This is a genomic window from Streptomyces coeruleorubidus, assembly GCF_008705135.1.
Classification (GTDB): domain Bacteria; phylum Actinomycetota; class Actinomycetes; order Streptomycetales; family Streptomycetaceae; genus Streptomyces; species Streptomyces coeruleofuscus.
In genome coordinates this window covers 8,000,818-8,016,902 of the sequence record NZ_CP023694.1, presented here as the reverse complement: position 1 = coordinate 8,016,902, position 16,085 = coordinate 8,000,818, and the positions used below count along the sequence as shown (strand labels likewise).

Genomic DNA, 16,085 nt, shown 5'->3' with positions numbered 1-16,085 from the left:
ACCGGACTACGCGGACACCCGCCGCACCACGCGGGCACCCGCCGGATCACGCGAGCGCCCCCGGACTACGCGGACGCCCGCCACATCACTCGCCCCCCACCGGACTACGCGGACACCCGCCGCACCACGCGGCGCCCCCCGGATCACGCGGGCACCCCCGGACTACGCGGACGCCCGCCGCACCAGCGTCGTCGGGAGGACCACACTGGAGGGCGTGCCGCCCACGCCCTCCCGCGGAGTGCCGCGGTCGAGCCCCCGCAGCAGCAGGCGGGCCATCAGTCGGCCCATCTCCTCGATGTCCTGACGGACCGTCGTGAGGGGCGGGTCGGTCTGTTCGGCGACGGGCAGCATGTCGTCGAAGCCGATCAGGGCGACGTCGTCGGGGACACGCCGTCCGGCCTCGCGCAGAACGCGCAGCGCCCCCGAGGCCGTGAGGTCGTTGGCGGCGAACACCGCGTCCACGTCCGGGCAGCGGTCGAGGAGCTCGCGCATCGCCCGCTCGCCGCCGGCCGGGGTGAAGTCGGCCTCGGCGATCAGCCGCGGGTCGGCGTCCACCATGACGTCCCGGTAGCCGTCGAGCCGGTCCACCGCAGAGGTCTGGTCGAGGGCGCCGGTGATGTGCGCGATACGGGTGCGGCCGAGGCCGGCCAGGTGGCGGACGGCGTCGCGGGCGCCGCCGCGGTTGTCGCTGTCGACGTACACCACGCCCCGCCGCTCTCCGCTCCAGCCGGGCCGCCCGCCGAAGACGGTGGGGACGCCCGCCCGCTGGATCAGCTCCGGCAAGGGGTCGTCGAGGTGCAGGGAGAAGACGAGGGCCCCGTCGACATGCCCGCCGGCGAGGTACCGGCCGACCCGGGCGTGGTCGTCCCGCCCCTCCGTGAGCAGCAGCACGAGCTGGTTGTCGTGGGCCGTGAGCTCCTTGCTGATGCCGCGGAGCTGGTGCGCGAAGAACGGGTCGGCGAACACGCGGGTCTCCGGTTCGGCGACGACGACCGCGATCGCGTCGTGCCGCCGGGTCACCAGGCTGCGGGCCGCCTGGTTGGGCACGTACCCGAGCTCCTCCACCGCCTTGCGGACCCGCTCGACGAGGATGTCCCTGACCCCGTCACCGCCGTTGACCACGCGCGAGACGGTCGCCCGCGAGACACCGGCCCGGGCGGCCACGGCCTCCAGGGTGGGACGCGGCGCTGTGTCGGTCACTTCGGGGCTCCTCACCTGCGGGTGCGGATCAGGATAGCCCCGGTGGCCAAGTGTGGTGAGAGCGCTCTCCCGCTGACCGGAGAGCGCCCGGGCTCAGGCGCCCGTCAGTGGTCGTGGCCGCCCCCCGGCGGCTCCTCCCCGTGCTCGTGCGGGTCGTAGCCGGGAATCGTCCCGTCCGGCTTCTTCACCAGGAACAGGCCGACCATCCCCATGTCGGAGTGGCTCTGCACATGGCAGTGGTACATCCAGGCGCCGGCGCCGACCCCCTCCCCCGCGATCACCTGGAAGCCGAACGAGTCCGCCGGTCCCGTGATCTTGTTGTCGATGACCTGGCTGGGGTCGTCGGGGCCGGTCAGCATGCCGGTGCGGTTGTCCGCCCAGCGGTGACCGTGCATGTGGAACGTGTGGTAGAACTCGCCGTGCGTGATCACCACGAACTCGACGCGATCCCCCACCGTGGCCTCGAAGTCGGGCCCGGAGTGCGGCGGCCTGTTGTTGATGAGCATGTCGTTGAAGACGACCGTGTGCGTCCGGTCGGGCAGGACGTCGCCCTTGCGGCGGACGATGACCGGGCCGTAGAGCCCCTTCTGGAGCCCCTGGGTGCCGTGGTCCGTGCCGACGACGTGGTCGTGGTAGTGCCAGTAACCCGCACTGCCCGCCCGCCAGGTGCCGTCCTTGCGGCGGCCGGGGGCGTGAGTGCGCCAGGTGTAGGTGCGGGTGCCGCCCGGCTCGACATGACTGCGGTTCAGCTTGGTGCCGTCGCTGGTGATCTCGTAGTCCAGGCCGTGGACGTGCAGGCTCACCGCCACGTCCATGGTGTTCTCGAACTCGATGTGCAGCGTGTCGCCCTCGTTGAGTTCGATCAGCGGGCCGGGGACGGTCGCCTTGCCCTTCTCCAGGCCGTAGCCCATCTTTCCGTCGGCGAGCTTCTCGGCGTACAGCTTGATGCGTCTCACCTCGCCCCCGGCGGGTGCCGTCTTCGCCGGTCCGGCCGCACTGACGGCCTCCGGCGCCACGGACAACGATGTCGCGACGGCCGCGCTCCCCAGCAGGACCCGCCGGTTGAAGCTGCGTCTGTCCATGCGGAACTCCCCACCCTGGTAAGGCCTTTACGGAGACGTACCTGTGATGAACCTGTGAGACGGTACCGGCCACGCTCCCGTTTATCCACACTCAAGACAAAGTTGGGGCCATCACGGTCATAGGTATTGGCGAGCCGGGCAAAGGGGTTTAGCTTCCTTGGCGGTGTTGCTGTGACCGTGGAGGTGCCCATGCACTTACGAGGGTTGAGCAAGGGAAGACGTGTCTGGGCGGCCTCCGTGGCCGCCGGGGTCGTGACCGCCGGACTCCTGGCGGGGCCCGCCAACGCGGGCCCGTATCCGGACCCCCCGCTGACAACGATGTCGATCAAGTCGCCGCCGGGCGGCGCGAATGTACGGGTGCTGATCTTCCACGGTTCCGCGGCGGCCGGGGACGAGTCGCCGGTGGTGAACGCCGGGATCGAGGCCATCGAGGACATCGGGCTGTCGGGACCGGCCAACCGCCGCTTCAAGGTCCAGGCCACCGCCGACGCCTCGGTGTTCACCGACGAGACGAAACTCGGCCGCTTCAACGCGATCGTGTTCCTGACCGGCGGGGGCGACGTCCTCGACGCGGAGCAGGAGGCGGGCCTGGAGGCCTACATGGAGGCCGGCGGCGGGTTCGTCGGCGTCCATGACGCGGCGCGCGCGGAGCCGTACTCGGACTGGTTCACCGGACTGGTGGGGGCCCGCCCGGCCGCGTCGAGCCCCGCGGCCGTCCAGCGTGCGACCGTCGAGGCCGGCGACCGCCGGCACCCGGCCACCAAGGACGTGCCGGTGCAGTGGAAGCGCCCCGACAAGTGGCTGAACTGGGTGAAGAACCCGTCGGGCGACGTCCACACGGTGGCCCGGGTCCGGGAGTCGACGTACCAGCCCGGGACGAGCACCAACGGCTGGGACCACCCGGTGAGTTGGTGCCGTGACTACGACGGCGGCCGCTCCTTCTACACCGGCATGGGCGGCACGGTGTCGTCGTACGACGAGAGCGACTTCCGTGCCCATCTGCGCGGCGCGCTGATGTGGACGACCCGGCTGGAGCAGGCCGACTGCAAGGCGACCATCAACGCCAACTACGCGGCGGAGCGGCTGACCAAGCCCAACCAGCCGGGGCGGAACGACCAGATCGGCGAGCCGCACGGGCTGGTCACCGCGCCCGACGGCCGGGTGTTCTACATCGGCCGGGGCGGCGCCGACTCCTCGCAGCCGGTGGTCACCGACTGGAACAACCCCGACATCGGCAAGGGCAAGGGCGAGATCCACGTCTACGACCCGAAGTCCAAGCAGGTCACCCTGGCCGGTGCGCTGACCGTGTTCGGCAACAAGGGCGGCGGCGACGAGCTGGTCAAGGTCGAGGAGGGGCTGCTCGGCATCGAGCTGGACCCGAGGTTCGAGCAGAACGGCTGGGTGTATCTGCACTACACGCCGCACTCCCAGATCAACCGGGACACGCGGATGGCCGAGCGGCGGGTCTCCCGCTTCACGCTCGACCAGGCCACCAACAAGCTGGATCTGGGCAGCGAGAAGGTGCTGCTGAAGTGGCCGGTGCAGATCCACAGTTGCTGCCACTCGGGCGGCGGGATGGCCTGGGACTCCAAGGGCAACCTGTACATCGCCACCGGTGACAACAACTCCAGCGGGTTCAGCGGCGGTTACTCGGGCAACAACCCGCAGCCGAACTACAAGGGCGTCTCCTTCGCGGACGCGCGCCGCACGGCCGGCAACACCAACAACCTCAACGGCAAGATCCTGCGCATCCACCCGGAGCCGGACGGGACGTACACGCTCCCCGAGGGCAACCTCTTCACCGGGAAGGAGACCGACGAGGGCGGCGGCAAGACGCGCGGCGAGATCTATGTGATGGGGGTCAGGAACCCCGCCCGTATCTTCGTCGACAAGTCGACCGACGTGCTCTACGCGGGCTGGGTCGGCCCGGACGCGAGCGCGCCCTCGACGACCTGGGGTCCGGCCAAGTACGACACGTTCGCCGCCATCACCGAGGCGGGCAACCGGGGCTGGCCGTACTGCATGGGCAACAAGCAGCCCTACCGGGACCGCAATCTGCCGGACCCGTCCCAGCCGCTCGGCTGGTACGACTGCGACCACCCGAAGAACGAGTCGCCGAACAACGACGGTCTGGTCAACCTGCCGCCGGTCACCGGCAACAACATCTGGTACTCGCCGCAGGGCGGCGCGCCGGACTACCCGCGGGACGCCAGTGGTGTCCCGTCGTACAAGCCGGAGGAGGCGACGTACCGGCTGCCCTGGCTGAAGGGCGGCGGGCAGGCCGCGATGAACGGGCCGGTCTACCGGTACGACACGGTTTCGGCGGACAGTGCCGTCAAGTGGCCGGCGTACTGGGACGGCAAGTGGTTCGTCGGTGACTTCTACGACGCCGACCAGCCGCGCAACGCGGTGCTCATGGACCCGAAGACGCAAGGAGACGGCGGTCTGCCGGTGCACTCGGAGTCGCTGAAGAAGATCGTGCCGATCGGCAACGACGGCATCAGGAACCTCATGGACTGGAAGTTCGGTCCGGACGGCGCGCTGTACGTCCTCGACTACGGCCGCGGCTTCTTCACCTCGGACTCCAAGTCGGCCCTGTGGCGGGTCACCTACAAGGGCGGCGGGCCGACCCCGGCCGCCGGTCGGCTGGCGAGGGGGACCGAGTGATCCGGCAACGAAGAATCTGGGCCGCCCTGCTGGCCGCCCTGCTCGTGATGCTCGGCGTGCAGGCGATGCCCGCGGCCGGGCAGACGGAGGCGCCGGCCGCCGAACAGGTCCTCACCTGGACGGCCGGCAACGACATCGACAAGTACCTCTCGGCGCCGAAGACGGCGGTCGCCGGCACGGCGACGATCGTGTTCGAGAACAGCGTGGCGACCGGCAACACCACGGGCATGCCGCACACGCTGACGTTCGTGACCAGTGATCCCGAGTTCAACAACGACGTGCAGCTCAACATCCTGGCCAATCCGAACGACGCCCAGGGCGGCAAGCACACCGCGCAGGTCACGCTCACGCCCGGCCGGTACTTCTACCACTGCACCATCCCCGGCCACGGTCAGATGCAGGGCATCCTGGTGGTGACCGAGGGCACCGGCGAGGACACGACCGCGCCCGAGGCGTCGGCGCACGTGAGCGGGACTCAGAACACGCAGGGCGAGTACGTCGGTTCGGCGAGCGTGGCGATCCACGCCACCGACGAGGGCGGCTCCGGCGTCGACAGGATCGAGTACGCGATCGGCGACGCGGGCGCCTGGCAGCCGTACACCGCGCCGGTCGTCGTCGACCAGGTCGGCGCCCACAAGGTCCGCTATCGCGCCTTCGACAAGGCGGGGAACGTCTCCGCCGAGAAGAGCGCCGCGTTCACGGTCGTGGCGCCGCAGTCGGACGACACGACCGCGCCGGAGACCTCTGCGACGGTGAGCGGCGAGCGCGACGCCGACGGGGCGTACATCGACATGGCGACCGTCACCGTCTCCGCGTCCGACACGGGTTCCGGGGTCAACACGATCGAGTACGCGGTCGGTTCCGGCGCCTGGCAGCCGTACACCGCGCCCGTGATGGTGCACGAGGTGGGCGCGCACACCGTCCGCTACCGCGCCACCGACAAGGCGGGCAACGTGGCGGCCGAGAAGAGCGTGCGGTTCACGGTCGTCGCGGCTCCGCCGCAGGACACCACCCCGCCGGTGACGGGCGTGACCGTGGGGGGCACGAGGAACTCCGCCGGGGCGTACGTCAACAGCGCCCGGGTCACCGTCACGGCGACCGACGCGCACGGCTCGGGCGTCGAGAGGATCGAGTACTCGCTGGACGGCGGGCCGTACCTGGCGTACACGGCTCCGGTCGTGGTCGACCGGGCGGGCGCGCACACCGTGGCGTACCGCGCGACCGACAAGGCGGGCAACACCTCGGCGGCCCTGACGGTGACCTTCACGGTCGTCTCCGGCCAGGTCCCGGCGCCCAACTGCCCCGAGTACGACGAGCGGTTGACGGTGATCGTCGGCACGGTCGACTCCGGGGTGCGCAACCGCGTCACCGACAACCGCTGCCGGATCGGCGAGCTGATCGAGGACGAGAAGGAGTGGACGTCCCACGCGCTGTTCCTCAAGCACGTGACGTCCGTCCTCGACCGCCTGCTGAAGGAAGGGGTCATCGACCAGCGGGAGTACAACGCGATCCGCAAGGCCGCCCGCCAGTCCGGCATCGGCAAGCCGGGACAGACCGAGGGCTACCGGGCGATCTTCGACGGCAGCGCGGAGTCCCTGGCCGAGTGGCAGCAGGTGGGCGGCGGCTCGTTCGGGCTGAACCCGGACGGGACGATCACCTCCAGCACGACCACACCGGGCATGGGCATGCTGTGGTTCCCGCAGCGCAAGTACGGCGACTTCTCTCTGAAGCTCCAGTGGCGTGACGACGCTCCCGGCACGGGCAACGCCAACTCGGGTGTCTTCGTGCGCTTCCCGTGGGTCCACGACCACCCGGAGGAGTCCCGGCCCGAGTGGGTCGCCATCAAGTACGGGCACGAGGTGCAGGTGCTCGACCGGCCCGACGGCGACATGTACAAGACGGGGTCGGTGTACGGCTTCGACCGCGTGGGGCTGGCCGGCGCGGGCGTGACGCAGAAGGGCACCTGGAACGACTACGAGATCCGTGTGGAGGGCCAGCACTACTCGGTGTTCCGCAACGGCGTGCTGATCAACGAGTTCGACAACACCGGCGGCCAGGAGTTCACCCCGCCCCGCTCGGACGACCCGGGCACGGACGGACGGCGGTTCGCCTCCGGCTACATCGGGCTCCAGGTGCACGGCACGACGGACGTGGTCTCGTACCGCGACATCCGGATCAAGGAGTTGTAGGCCCGCCGGGCGTCTTCCTGGCCCTGCTCGGCTGTACCCGCCTCGGTTCTCCCGGCATCTTGGGATACTCGGGCGGGTACGGCAGGTCTCCCAGCCCGTGGTCGTGTTCGTCGCGGCGGGCGAGGTCGAGCAGGGCCTCCAGGGAGTAGCGGTGGTCGTCCATGTCCGCGTGCACGTCGCCGAGTTCGGCGAAGCGCGCGGGCATGGTCGCGAGGTCGAAGTCCTGGGGGTGCGCGACTCCCACCTCGTCCCAGCGCAGGGGCGCGGAGACGGGGGCGTGCGGGCGGGGCCGTACGGAGTAGGCGGAGGCGATCGTGCGGTCGCGTGCCGTCTGGTTGTAGTCGATGAAGATGCGCTTGCCCCGCTCCTCCTTCCACCACTTGATGGTGACCTGCTCCGGCATCCGCCGCTCCATCTCGCGGCCGACGGCGATGGCGGCGCGCCGGACCTGGGTGAAGGTCCAGCGGGGTTCGATGGGCACGAAGACGTGCAGGCCCCGGCCGCCGGACGTCTTGGGGAAGCCGCGCAGGCCGCCGAACTCGTCGAGTACGGCCCGTAGTTCGTGGGCGGCGCGGACGGCGTCCTCGTAGTCGGTGCCGGGCTGCGGGTCGAGGTCGATGCGGAGTTCGTCCGGGCGGTCGACGTCGCCGCGGCGGACCGGCCAGGGGTGGAAGGTGAGGGTGCCGAACTGGGCGGCCCACACCACGGCGCCGACCTCGGTGGGGCACATCTCGTCGGCGCTGCGGCCGCTGGGGAAGGTGATGTGCGCGGTCGGGATCCAGTCGGGCATGTTCTTCGGGGCCCGCTTCTGGAAGAAGTTCTCGCCGGTCACGCCCTCGGGGTAGCGCTCCAGGGTGGTGGGCCGGTCGCGCAGGGCGCGCAGGATGCCGGGGCCGACGGCCAGGTAGTAGCGGGCGAGGTCCAGCTTGGTGAAACCGCGCTCGGGGAAGAAGATCTTGTCCGGGCTGGACAGCCGTACGGTCCGGCCGCCGACCTCCAGTTCCACCGCGTCACCCATGCGAGCCACGGTAGGCGTACCCCCCACACCTCGCACATCGGGCACACCTGGCTCTATGGGCGCAGAATCGGACCATGGATCTGCCGGTGATGCCCCCTGTGCTGCCGATGCTCGCCAAGTCCGTGGCGGCGATCCCGGCGGGCATGCAGTACGAGGCGAAGTGGGACGGGTTCCGGGCGATCGTCTTCCGCGACGGGGACGAGGTCGAGCTCGGCAGCCGTACCGGAAAGCCTCTGACCAGGTATTTTCCCGAGCTGGTGACGGCCGTGCGGGAGCGGTTGCCCCAGCGCTCGGTGGTGGACGGGGAGATCGTGATCGCGCGGGAGGGGCATCTGGACTTCGACGCGCTGACGGAGCGGATCCACCCGGCGGACTCGCGCGTGCGGATGCTGGCCGAGCGGACACCGGCCTCGTTCGTCGCCTTCGATCTGCTGGCGCTGGGAGACGAGTCGGTGATGGACGTCCCGCTGACCGACCGGCGGGAGCTGCTCGAACGGGAGCTGTCGGGGGTGACGGCGCCGGTGCACCTGGCTCCGGCGACCACCGACATCGAGGTGGCGCGCAGCTGGTTCGAGCAGTACGAGGGGGCGGGCCTGGACGGCGTCATCGCCAAGCCGCTGACCGTGCGCTACCGGCCGGACGAGCGCGCCATGTTCAAGATCAAGCACGAGCGTACGGCGGATGTGGTCGTCGCCGGGTACCGCCTGCACAAGAGCGGCCCCGTGGTGGGCTCGCTGCTGCTCGGCCTGTATGACGACCGGGGCACGCTCCAGCACGTGGGCGTGTCCGCCGCGTTCGCGATGAAGCGGCGCGCCGAGCTGGTGGAGGAACTGGAGCCGCTGCGCATGGACGACGTCCAGGGGCATCCGTGGGCGGCCTGGTCCGACGAGGCCGCCCACGAGAAGGCCCGGCTGCCTGGGGCACCGAGCCGCTGGTCGGGCCGCAAGGACCTGTCGTGGGTGCCGCTGCGGCCGGAGCGGGTGGCCGAGGTGGCGTACGACCACATGGAGAACGGACAGCGCTTCCGCCACACCGCCCGCTTCCGCCGCTGGCGCCCGGACCGGACTGCGGAGAGCTGCACGTACGCGCAGCTTCAGGAGCCGGTCCGCTATGACCTGACGGAGATCTTCGGCGCCTAGGAGCGGTCGCCCGTGAGCCTGCGGGAGTGAGTGAACTCGGTCCCGGGAACCCCACGCGCCCCGCCCGGCGTCTTGGCCGGCGTCACCGCAGAACCGCATGGGAGGTCAGGCCGGCCGATGGCACCCGACGGAAACCAGTCGACCGGCCGCGCGGCCGTCGGCATCGGCGGGGCGCTCGGCGTCGTGGGACGCCACCGCCGCGCGCTGTACGGCCTCACCCTCCACGTCTCCGTCCTGACAGCGGTGGCGGGCTGCGTGATCCTGGCCGGCGGATTCGCGGCGACCTGGGACACCTTCGAGGGCGTCCGCGACTACGCGGACTCCAACATCGCCGACGAGGACTCCTACGTGGCGTACGCCGACGGCGGCATGCCCCCGTTGGTACGGGCCGGGGCCGCGGTGTCGCTGCTGCTGCTCGTCCTGGCCCTGCTCGTCGTCTCCGTCCTGCACGCCGCGTACGCCGTCGTCGACGCTCACGCCGCGCGCGACGGCGGACCGCTGACCACCCGAGAGGTGTGGCGGCGCACCCGTCCGCGCTTGCCCGCCGCCCTCCTGGTCAACGCGCTGACCGGACTGGCCGTGGGCGCCGTGGAGGTGGCGGGCCTGGCGCTGTGGGGCCTCGTCGACAGCGGCGAGGTGCCCGGTGTCGAGCCCACTCCCCTGCACGAAACCGCGACCCCGCAGTGCATGCTCGTGGGCTGGGCGCTGCCGATCGCGATCGGGTGCCTCGGCCCGCTGCTGTACTTCCGCCTCTCGGTGGCCACTGCCGAGACGGTGCTGGAGCGCCGTTCCCCGTTCGCGGCCTTGCACCGCTCCTGGGTGCTGACCCGCCGCGCACGGTGGCACACCCTCGGGGTGGGCACGCTGGTCACCGCGGCCGCCGTACTCGTCTTCGGGGCGGCCCGCTACGCGGCCGCTCCCCTCGCCCACCTCGCCGGACTCGGCATGCTGTGGCTCAGCGACGACAACGTGTGGATCACCGGCGTGCTGGTGAAGATCCTGCCCACAGCCGTCGCGCTTCTCCTGCTGCCCCCGGTGGTCATGCCGCTGGTGTGCGCGGTGTTCGCCCGTCTCCACGGAGACCTGCGCGCACGCGAGGAGGCGGCGCGGGGGATCAGGGCTGCATCAGCACCTTGACCGCGCCGTCCTGCTTGCGCTGGAACATCTCGTACGCGTGCGGGGCCTGCGACAGCGGCACGCGGTGGGTGGCGAAGTCCTCGACGCCGAGCGGGTCCTCGTCGGTCAGGTACGGGATGATGTCGTCGCTCCAGCGGCGGACGTTGGCCTGGCCCATCCGCATCTGGATCTGCTTATCGAACAGCGTGAGCATCGGCAGCGGGTCGGCCATGCCGCCGTAGACGCCGGACAGCGAGATGGTGCCGCCGCGCCGGACCAGGTCGATGGCGGTGTAGAGGGCGGCGAGACGGTCGATGCTGAAGCGTTCGGCGAGCGGGCCGCCCAGCTTGCGGGGCAGCATCGCCGAGGCCTGCTGGGCGAGCTTGGCCGCCGCGCTGCCGTGGGCCTCGGTGCCGACCGCGTCGATCACGGCGTCGGGGCCGCGGCCGTCGGTCTCGTCGCGGATGGCCTCGACGAGTTCCTTCTCGCTGTCGAAGGACCTGAGGTCGTAGGTCTCCACGCCGCGCGAGCGCGCCCGGTCCAGCCGCTCCGGGACCAGGTCCACGCCGAACACCCGACCGGCGCCCTTGACCTGGGCCACGCGGCAGGCCATGTCGCCGATGGGGCCGAGGCCGAGCACGGCGATGCTGCCGCCCTGTGGGACGTCGGCGTAGGCGACCGCCTGCCAGGCGGTGGGCAGGACGTCGGAGAGGTAGACGAAACGGTCGTCGGGCGGGCCCTCCGGCACCTTGATCGGGCCGTACTGCGCCTGCGGGACGCGCAGGTACTCGGCCTGGGCGCCCGGCACCGCGCCGTACAGGCGGGTGTAGCCGAACAGGGCGGCTCCCATGCCCTCGCCGTGGACCTGGGTGGTCTCGCACTGGGTGGGCAGGCCGGTGAGGCACATCCAGCAGTTGCCGCAAGCGATCTGGAACGGCACCACGACCCGGTCCCCGGCCTGGAGGTCCGGGACGCCGGCGCCGACCTCCTCGACGATGCCGATGGGTTCGTGGCCGAGGATGTCCCCGGGGGTCATGAACGGTGTGAGCACCTCGTACAGGTGCAGGTCGGAGCCGCACAGCCCGGTGGAGGTGACGCGGATGACCGCGTCCGTCGGTTCCTGGATCTCCGGATCGGGCACGTTCTCCACGCGGACGTCCCGCTTGCCCTGCCAGGTCACTGCCCTCATCGCCTCGCGCTCCCTCCGTCAGCGTGCGCGTCGGTGGTTCGGCGACGCCCGGGTACCCGGGCGTCCCGCCCTGCAACCTTGCGCCGATCGGCGGACGAAGCGGAGATCCTCCGTCAAAAACGATCGGGTATAGCCACCGGTGGACATATAAGTACACAATCAAGGCAAATCGATGACATGAGGCCGGTGGCGACGGTGACCAGGGAACGAGGGGCGCGCGGTCGGCGCGCCGCGACGACGGCGGCGCTGCTGGCCGCCACGGTGACGGCCGCCCTGGCGGCGGGCTGCACCGGCGGGGGCGCCCCCGGCGACGACGGACGGGGATCCGCCGGCGAGTCGGAGCAGGGCGCATCGCCCTCGGCGACCGGCCCCTCTCTGCTCGCCGTCAAGCTCGACAACGCCGCCGCGGCCCGGCCGCACACCGGCCTCGACGCCGCGGACGTGGTGTACGCGGAGCAGGTCGAGGGTGGACTGAGCCGGCTGATGGCGGTGTACGCGACGCGGTTGCCGAAGTCGGTCGGCCCGGTACGCAGCGCACGCGAGTCGGATCTGGAGCTGCTGCGCCAGTTCGACCGCCCCGTCCTCGCCTTCTCCGGCGCGCAGAAGAAACTCCTGCCACTGATCGACAGCGCACCGCTGCGGGCGGAGACGCCGGGCAGCGCCTCCGAGGCCTACTTCCGCGGCTCCGGCAAGCCCGCCCCGCACAACCTCTACCTGCGGCCGGAGCGGCTCGTGCCCGAAGCACCGGGACAGGCCGCCCTGACCACCGGCTTCCGCTACGGCTCCGCCCCGGACGGCGGCACGGCGACGGCCTCACAGACGGTGCGCTACCCGGCGGCCCGCTTCACCTTCACCTGGTCGGACTCCCGGGACCGCTGGCTGGTCGGCATGGACGGCGCGCCCGCCACCACGGCCGACGGGAAGCAGATGGCGGCCGCGACGGTCGTCGTGCAGTACGTGAAGGTGCGCGAGTCCGGCTTCCGCGACTTCCTCGGCAACAACACGCCGTACACCGAGACGGTGGGCTCCGGGAAAGCCAGGGTGCTGCGCGACGGGCGGGCCTACGACGTGAACTGGGAGCGCGAGGACGCCGCGGACGGCACGGCGTTCACCACCGGTGACGGCTCACCGGTGAACTTCGCGAAGGGCCAGGTGTGGGTGGTGTACGCCAAGGCGTCCTGACCTGCGGACCGCGCCCGTCAGCCGGGCGCCACCAGGGACTCCCCCGGGTTGCGCAGCCCCTCGGCCGCGTCCGCGACACGCCGGATGAGGTCGAAGAACACCGTCCGCTCCTCGGCGGTCAGCGGGGCGAGGAACACCTGGTTCATCCGGGCGGTGCGCACGGTCAGCTTGCGGTGCGTGCGCACGCCCTCCTCCGTGAGGCGCAGCAGGAAACGGCGGCCGTCCTCCGGGTCGCGGACCTTGTCGAGGAGTCCGCGCCGGCAGAGCCGGCTGATCACCTCGGCGATGGTCGACCGGTCCAGGCCCACCCGCTCCCCCACCGTGCGCTGGTCCAGCCCGGGCTCGTCGACAAGCGTGTTGAGGACCGCGTACTGGGGCGAGGTGATCTCCTCGGAGACCATCGTGTTCCACAGCAGGTAGTGCGCCTGCTGGAGCCGCCGGGCCAGGTGCCCGGGGTGGGTGGTGAGGTCCGCCGCCGCCATGTGCACCCCTCGCTCGTTTTCGTTGGTGCACTGAACAATACCCGGCTACTCCTGGACTGTCCGCCCTCCGCGCAAGGCATCAGAGGCCGATCTCCCCAGGTCTTGACGCCCTGCCGTCCCGGTGGCAGCGTGAGGGGAGCTTCGCGGAAATACTCAGTGCCCTGACTAAATCTGGGTCAGGACGCTCGGAAGAGATGGGGCTTCTCGGATGGACAAGGTGGTCGCCACAGCCCTGGAGGCGGTGGCCGACGTCCCGGACGGCGCGTCGCTCGCGGTGGGCGGTTTCGGGCTGAGCGGTGTGCCGAACGTGCTGATCGGGGCGCTGTACGAGCGCGGGGTGGCCGGGCTGTCGGTGGTCTCCAACAACTGCGGGGCGATGGAGTCGGGCCTGGCGGTCCTGCTGGCCGCCGGCCGGATCGCCCGGGTGACGGGCTCCTACATCGGCGCCAACAAGGAGTTCGCCCGGCAGTACCTCGCCGGTGAGCTGGAGGTCGAGCTGATCCCGCAGGGCACGCTGGCCGAGCGGCTGCGGGCCGGCGGCGCCGGGATCCCCGCCTTCTACACCCCCGCCGGGGTGGGCACGCAGGTCGCCGAGGGCGGGCTGCCGTGGCGCTACGACGGCTCCGGGGGTGTCGCGGTGGCCTCGCCGGCGAAGGAGGTCCGGGAGTTCGACGGGACGGAGTACGTGCTGGAGCGGGGCATCCGGACCGACTTCGCCCTGGTCCGGGCCGCGAAGGGCGACCGGCACGGCAATCTGGTCTTCAGCAAGTCCGCCCGGAACTTCAACCCCCTGGCCGCGATGGCGGGGCGGGTCACGATCGCCGAGGTGGAGGAGCTGGTGGAGCCCGGCCGGATCGACCCGGACGCGGTGCATCTGCCGGGGATCTTCGTGCAGCGGGTGCTCGCGCTCACCCCTGGGCAGGCGGCGGACAAGAAGATCGAGCAGCGGACGGTGAGGTCCTGATGGCCTGGAGTCGCGAGGAGATGGCCGCACGGGCGGCGCTGGAGCTGCGGGACGGCCAGTACGTCAATCTGGGCATCGGCCTGCCCACCCTGATCCCCAACTACCTCCCCGAGGACGTCGAGGTCGTCCTCGAATCGGAGAACGGCATCCTGGGCACGGGCCCCTACCCCACCGAGGACCAGGTCGACCCGGACCTGATCAACGCCGGGAAGGAGACGGTGACGGTCCTGCCGGGCGCCTCCTACTTCGACTCGGCGCTGTCGTTCTCGATGATCCGGGGCGGGCACATCGACGTGGCCGTGCTCGGTGCCATGCAGGTGTCCGCGCGGGGCGACCTGGCCAACTGGGCGATCCCCGGCAAGCTGATCACCGGAATCGGCGGGGCCATGGACCTGGTGCACGGCGCCCGTACGGTCATCGTCGTCATGACGCACACCGCCAAGGACGGCACCCCGAAGATCCTCACCGAGTGCGCCCTGCCGCTGACCGGCAAGGCGTGCGTGAACCGGATCATCACCGACCTCGGCGTCCTGGACGTCACCGACGACGGGCTCGTCCTGGTGGAGACCGCGCCCGGCGTGACCGCTGCCGAGATCGCCGCCAAGACCGACGCCGAACTGACCGTGCCGGAGGGCGTGAAGTGAAGGACGTCTACATCGTCGACGCGGTCCGCACGCCGATCGGCCGCTACAACGGCGCACTGGCCGGCGTGCGCCCGGACGACCTGGCCGCGCACGCCATCCGCGAACTCCTCGCCCGTTCACCGGAGTTGGATCCGGCGCGGATCGAGGACGTGTACTTCGGAAACGCCAACGGCGCCGGTGAGGAGAACCGCAACGTCGGCCGGATGGCCGCCCTGCTCGCGGGCCTGCCCACCTCCGTGCCGGGCGTGACCGTCAACCGGCTGTGCGCGTCCGGCCTGGAGGCCGTGATCCAGGCGGCCCGTGCGATCGCCGTCGGCGACGCCTCGATCGCGCTGGCCGGCGGGGTCGAGTCGATGACCCGGGCGCCGTACGTCCTGCCGAAGAGCGACAGGCCCTTCCCGGCCGGGCACACCGAGCTGTACTCCACCACCCTCGGCTGGCGCATGGTCAACCCGCGCATGGAGCCGCAGTGGACGATCCCGCTGGGCGAGAGCGCGGAACTCATCGCCGACAAGCACAAGATCGGACGGGAGCAGCAGGACGAGTTCGCGCTGCGCAGTCACGAGAAGGCCGCGGAGGCTCAGCGGGCCCGGTTCTTCGACGCCGAGTTGGCGCCGGTGGAGATTCCGCAGCGCAAGGGCGACCCGGTGGTCTTCGCCGCCGACGAGTGTGTCCGTCCGGATGCGTCCCTGGCGGCGATGGCCAGGCTGAAGCCGTCGTTCCGTACGGAGGGCGGGACGGTGACGGCGGGCAACGCGTCGCCGTTGAACGACGGTGCGGCGGCGCTGCTGCTGGTGGATGAGGAGGGGTTGAGGGCTACGGGGCGCGAGCCGCTGGCCCGGGTGTCCGCCACCGGCGTCTCCGCGATCGACCCGCACTACTTCGGGCTGGCGCCCGTGGAGGCGGTCAACCGGGCTTTGGCCAAGGCCGGCAAGGGCTTCGACAACCTGTCCGTGCTGGAGCTGAACGAGGCGTTCGCCGCGCAGGTGCTGGGGTGTGTGGCCGAGTGGCCCGAGTTCGATCCCGCGATCCTCAATCCGCAGGGTGGTGCGATCGCTCTCGGGCATCCGCTGGGGGCGTCGGGGGCTCGGCTTGCCGGCACCGTTGCCCATCAGCTGGCCCGGCGTGGCGGCGGTGTCGGTGTCGCCACGCTTTGTATCGGGGTGGGCCAAGGCCTCGCCCTCGTCCTCGAACGTTGACGAAACGCAGGATC

General features: G+C 71.1%; 13 protein-coding genes. 8 read left to right on the top strand and 5 right to left on the bottom strand.

Annotated features, from left to right (window positions below; translation table 11 throughout):
* Positions 1-162 precede the first annotated feature (162 nt).
* A complete protein-coding gene (locus CP976_RS36840; protein ID WP_150484214.1) occupies positions 163-1,200 on the bottom strand; it encodes a LacI family DNA-binding transcriptional regulator in 1,038 nt (345 codons plus the stop codon).
* Positions 1,201-1,304: 104 nt separating this feature from the next.
* Complete coding sequence (locus CP976_RS36835) at positions 1,305-2,282, bottom strand: multicopper oxidase domain-containing protein (protein ID WP_150484213.1); 978 nt, start codon at positions 2,280-2,282, stop codon at positions 1,305-1,307.
* Between the two features lie 189 nt (positions 2,283-2,471).
* On the opposite strand from CP976_RS36835, the gene CP976_RS36830 reads away from it, so the two are divergent.
* The gene (locus CP976_RS36830; protein WP_190146907.1) at positions 2,472-4,949 is read left to right on the top strand and encodes a ThuA domain-containing protein; all 2,478 of its coding nucleotides are present in this window, start codon (positions 2,472-2,474) and stop codon (positions 4,947-4,949) included.
* Between the two features lie 47 nt (positions 4,950-4,996).
* Positions 4,997-7,138 (top strand): OmpL47-type beta-barrel domain-containing protein, encoded by a 2,142-nt coding sequence (locus CP976_RS36825; RefSeq protein ID WP_229875686.1) that lies wholly within the window; start codon positions 4,997-4,999, stop codon positions 7,136-7,138.
* Here the strand turns inward: CP976_RS36825 and ligD are convergent.
* Entirely contained in the window at positions 7,125-8,156 is a 1,032-nt protein-coding gene (gene ligD, locus CP976_RS36820; protein ID WP_150484212.1) for a non-homologous end-joining DNA ligase, read from the bottom strand. The two genes, CP976_RS36825 and ligD, sit on opposite strands and share 14 nt — an antisense overlap.
* Before the next feature lie 74 nt (positions 8,157-8,230).
* On the opposite strand from ligD, the gene CP976_RS36815 reads away from it, so the two are divergent.
* Together CP976_RS36815 and CP976_RS36810 are read left to right on the top strand one after the other, a co-directional pair.
* Positions 8,231-9,295: an ATP-dependent DNA ligase gene (locus CP976_RS36815; RefSeq protein WP_150484211.1), complete on the top strand. Its 1,065-nt coding sequence runs from the start codon at positions 8,231-8,233 to the stop codon at positions 9,293-9,295.
* Positions 9,296-9,412: 117 nt separating this feature from the next.
* Positions 9,413-10,432, top strand: coding sequence for a hypothetical protein (locus CP976_RS36810; RefSeq protein WP_150484210.1), 1,020 nt, complete (start codon positions 9,413-9,415; stop codon positions 10,430-10,432).
* On the opposite strand, the gene CP976_RS36805 is transcribed toward CP976_RS36810, so the two are convergent.
* Positions 10,410-11,600 carry a zinc-dependent alcohol dehydrogenase gene (locus CP976_RS36805; protein ID WP_150484209.1) on the bottom strand — a complete coding sequence of 397 codons (1,191 nt, stop codon included), beginning with the start codon at positions 11,598-11,600 and terminating at the stop codon, positions 10,410-10,412. The genes CP976_RS36810 and CP976_RS36805 overlap by 23 nt on opposite strands.
* Before the next feature lie 177 nt (positions 11,601-11,777).
* Between CP976_RS36805 and CP976_RS36800 the strand changes: the two genes are divergently transcribed.
* Positions 11,778-12,782 (top strand): DUF3048 domain-containing protein, encoded by a 1,005-nt coding sequence (locus CP976_RS36800; RefSeq protein ID WP_150484208.1) that lies wholly within the window; start codon positions 11,778-11,780, stop codon positions 12,780-12,782.
* Positions 12,783-12,799: 17 nt separating this feature from the next.
* Here the strand turns inward: CP976_RS36800 and CP976_RS36795 are convergent, their stop codons facing one another.
* Entirely contained in the window at positions 12,800-13,264 is a 465-nt protein-coding gene (locus CP976_RS36795; protein WP_150484207.1) for a MarR family winged helix-turn-helix transcriptional regulator, read from the bottom strand.
* Positions 13,265-13,472: 208 nt separating this feature from the next.
* On the opposite strand from CP976_RS36795, the gene CP976_RS36790 reads away from it, so the two are divergent.
* Genes CP976_RS36790 through CP976_RS36780 form a run of 3 tightly spaced genes read left to right on the top strand, consistent with a single transcriptional unit; the run spans position 13,473 to position 16,071 of the window.
* Positions 13,473-14,228 carry a CoA transferase subunit A gene (locus CP976_RS36790; protein WP_150484206.1) on the top strand — a complete coding sequence of 252 codons (756 nt, stop codon included), beginning with the start codon at positions 13,473-13,475 and terminating at the stop codon, positions 14,226-14,228.
* Complete coding sequence (locus CP976_RS36785; RefSeq protein ID WP_150484205.1) at positions 14,228-14,872, top strand: CoA transferase subunit B; 645 nt, start codon at positions 14,228-14,230, stop codon at positions 14,870-14,872. Before CP976_RS36790 ends, CP976_RS36785 begins: the two co-directional genes overlap by 1 nt.
* On the top strand, positions 14,869-16,071 hold the full coding sequence (locus CP976_RS36780; RefSeq protein ID WP_150484204.1) for a thiolase family protein: 1,203 nt from the start codon (positions 14,869-14,871) through the stop codon (positions 16,069-16,071). The genes CP976_RS36785 and CP976_RS36780 overlap by 4 nt, the downstream gene beginning before the upstream one ends.
* The last annotated feature ends 14 nt before the right edge of the window (positions 16,072-16,085 follow it).

Bases quoted from the DNA above. Each gene is read 5' to 3' on its own strand.
- CP976_RS36835 (WP_150484213.1), bottom strand. From the start codon at position 2,282: ATGGACAGACGCAGCTTCAACCGGCGGGTCCTGCTGGGGAGCGCGGCC.
- CP976_RS36830 (WP_190146907.1), top strand. From the start codon at position 2,472: ATGCACTTACGAGGGTTGAGCAAGGGAAGACGTGTCTGGGCGGCCTCC.
- CP976_RS36825 (WP_229875686.1), top strand. From the start codon at position 4,997: ATGCTCGGCGTGCAGGCGATGCCCGCGGCCGGGCAGACGGAGGCGCCG.
- ligD (WP_150484212.1), bottom strand. From the start codon at position 8,156: ATGGGTGACGCGGTGGAACTGGAGGTCGGCGGCCGGACCGTACGGCTG.
- CP976_RS36815 (WP_150484211.1), top strand. From the start codon at position 8,231: ATGGATCTGCCGGTGATGCCCCCTGTGCTGCCGATGCTCGCCAAGTCC.
- CP976_RS36810 (WP_150484210.1), top strand. From the start codon at position 9,413: ATGGCACCCGACGGAAACCAGTCGACCGGCCGCGCGGCCGTCGGCATC.
- CP976_RS36805 (WP_150484209.1), bottom strand. From the start codon at position 11,600: ATGAGGGCAGTGACCTGGCAGGGCAAGCGGGACGTCCGCGTGGAGAAC.
- CP976_RS36800 (WP_150484208.1), top strand. From the start codon at position 11,778: ATGAGGCCGGTGGCGACGGTGACCAGGGAACGAGGGGCGCGCGGTCGG.
- CP976_RS36795 (WP_150484207.1), bottom strand. From the start codon at position 13,264: ATGGCGGCGGCGGACCTCACCACCCACCCCGGGCACCTGGCCCGGCGG.
- CP976_RS36790 (WP_150484206.1), top strand. From the start codon at position 13,473: ATGGACAAGGTGGTCGCCACAGCCCTGGAGGCGGTGGCCGACGTCCCG.
- CP976_RS36785 (WP_150484205.1), top strand. From the start codon at position 14,228: ATGGCCTGGAGTCGCGAGGAGATGGCCGCACGGGCGGCGCTGGAGCTG.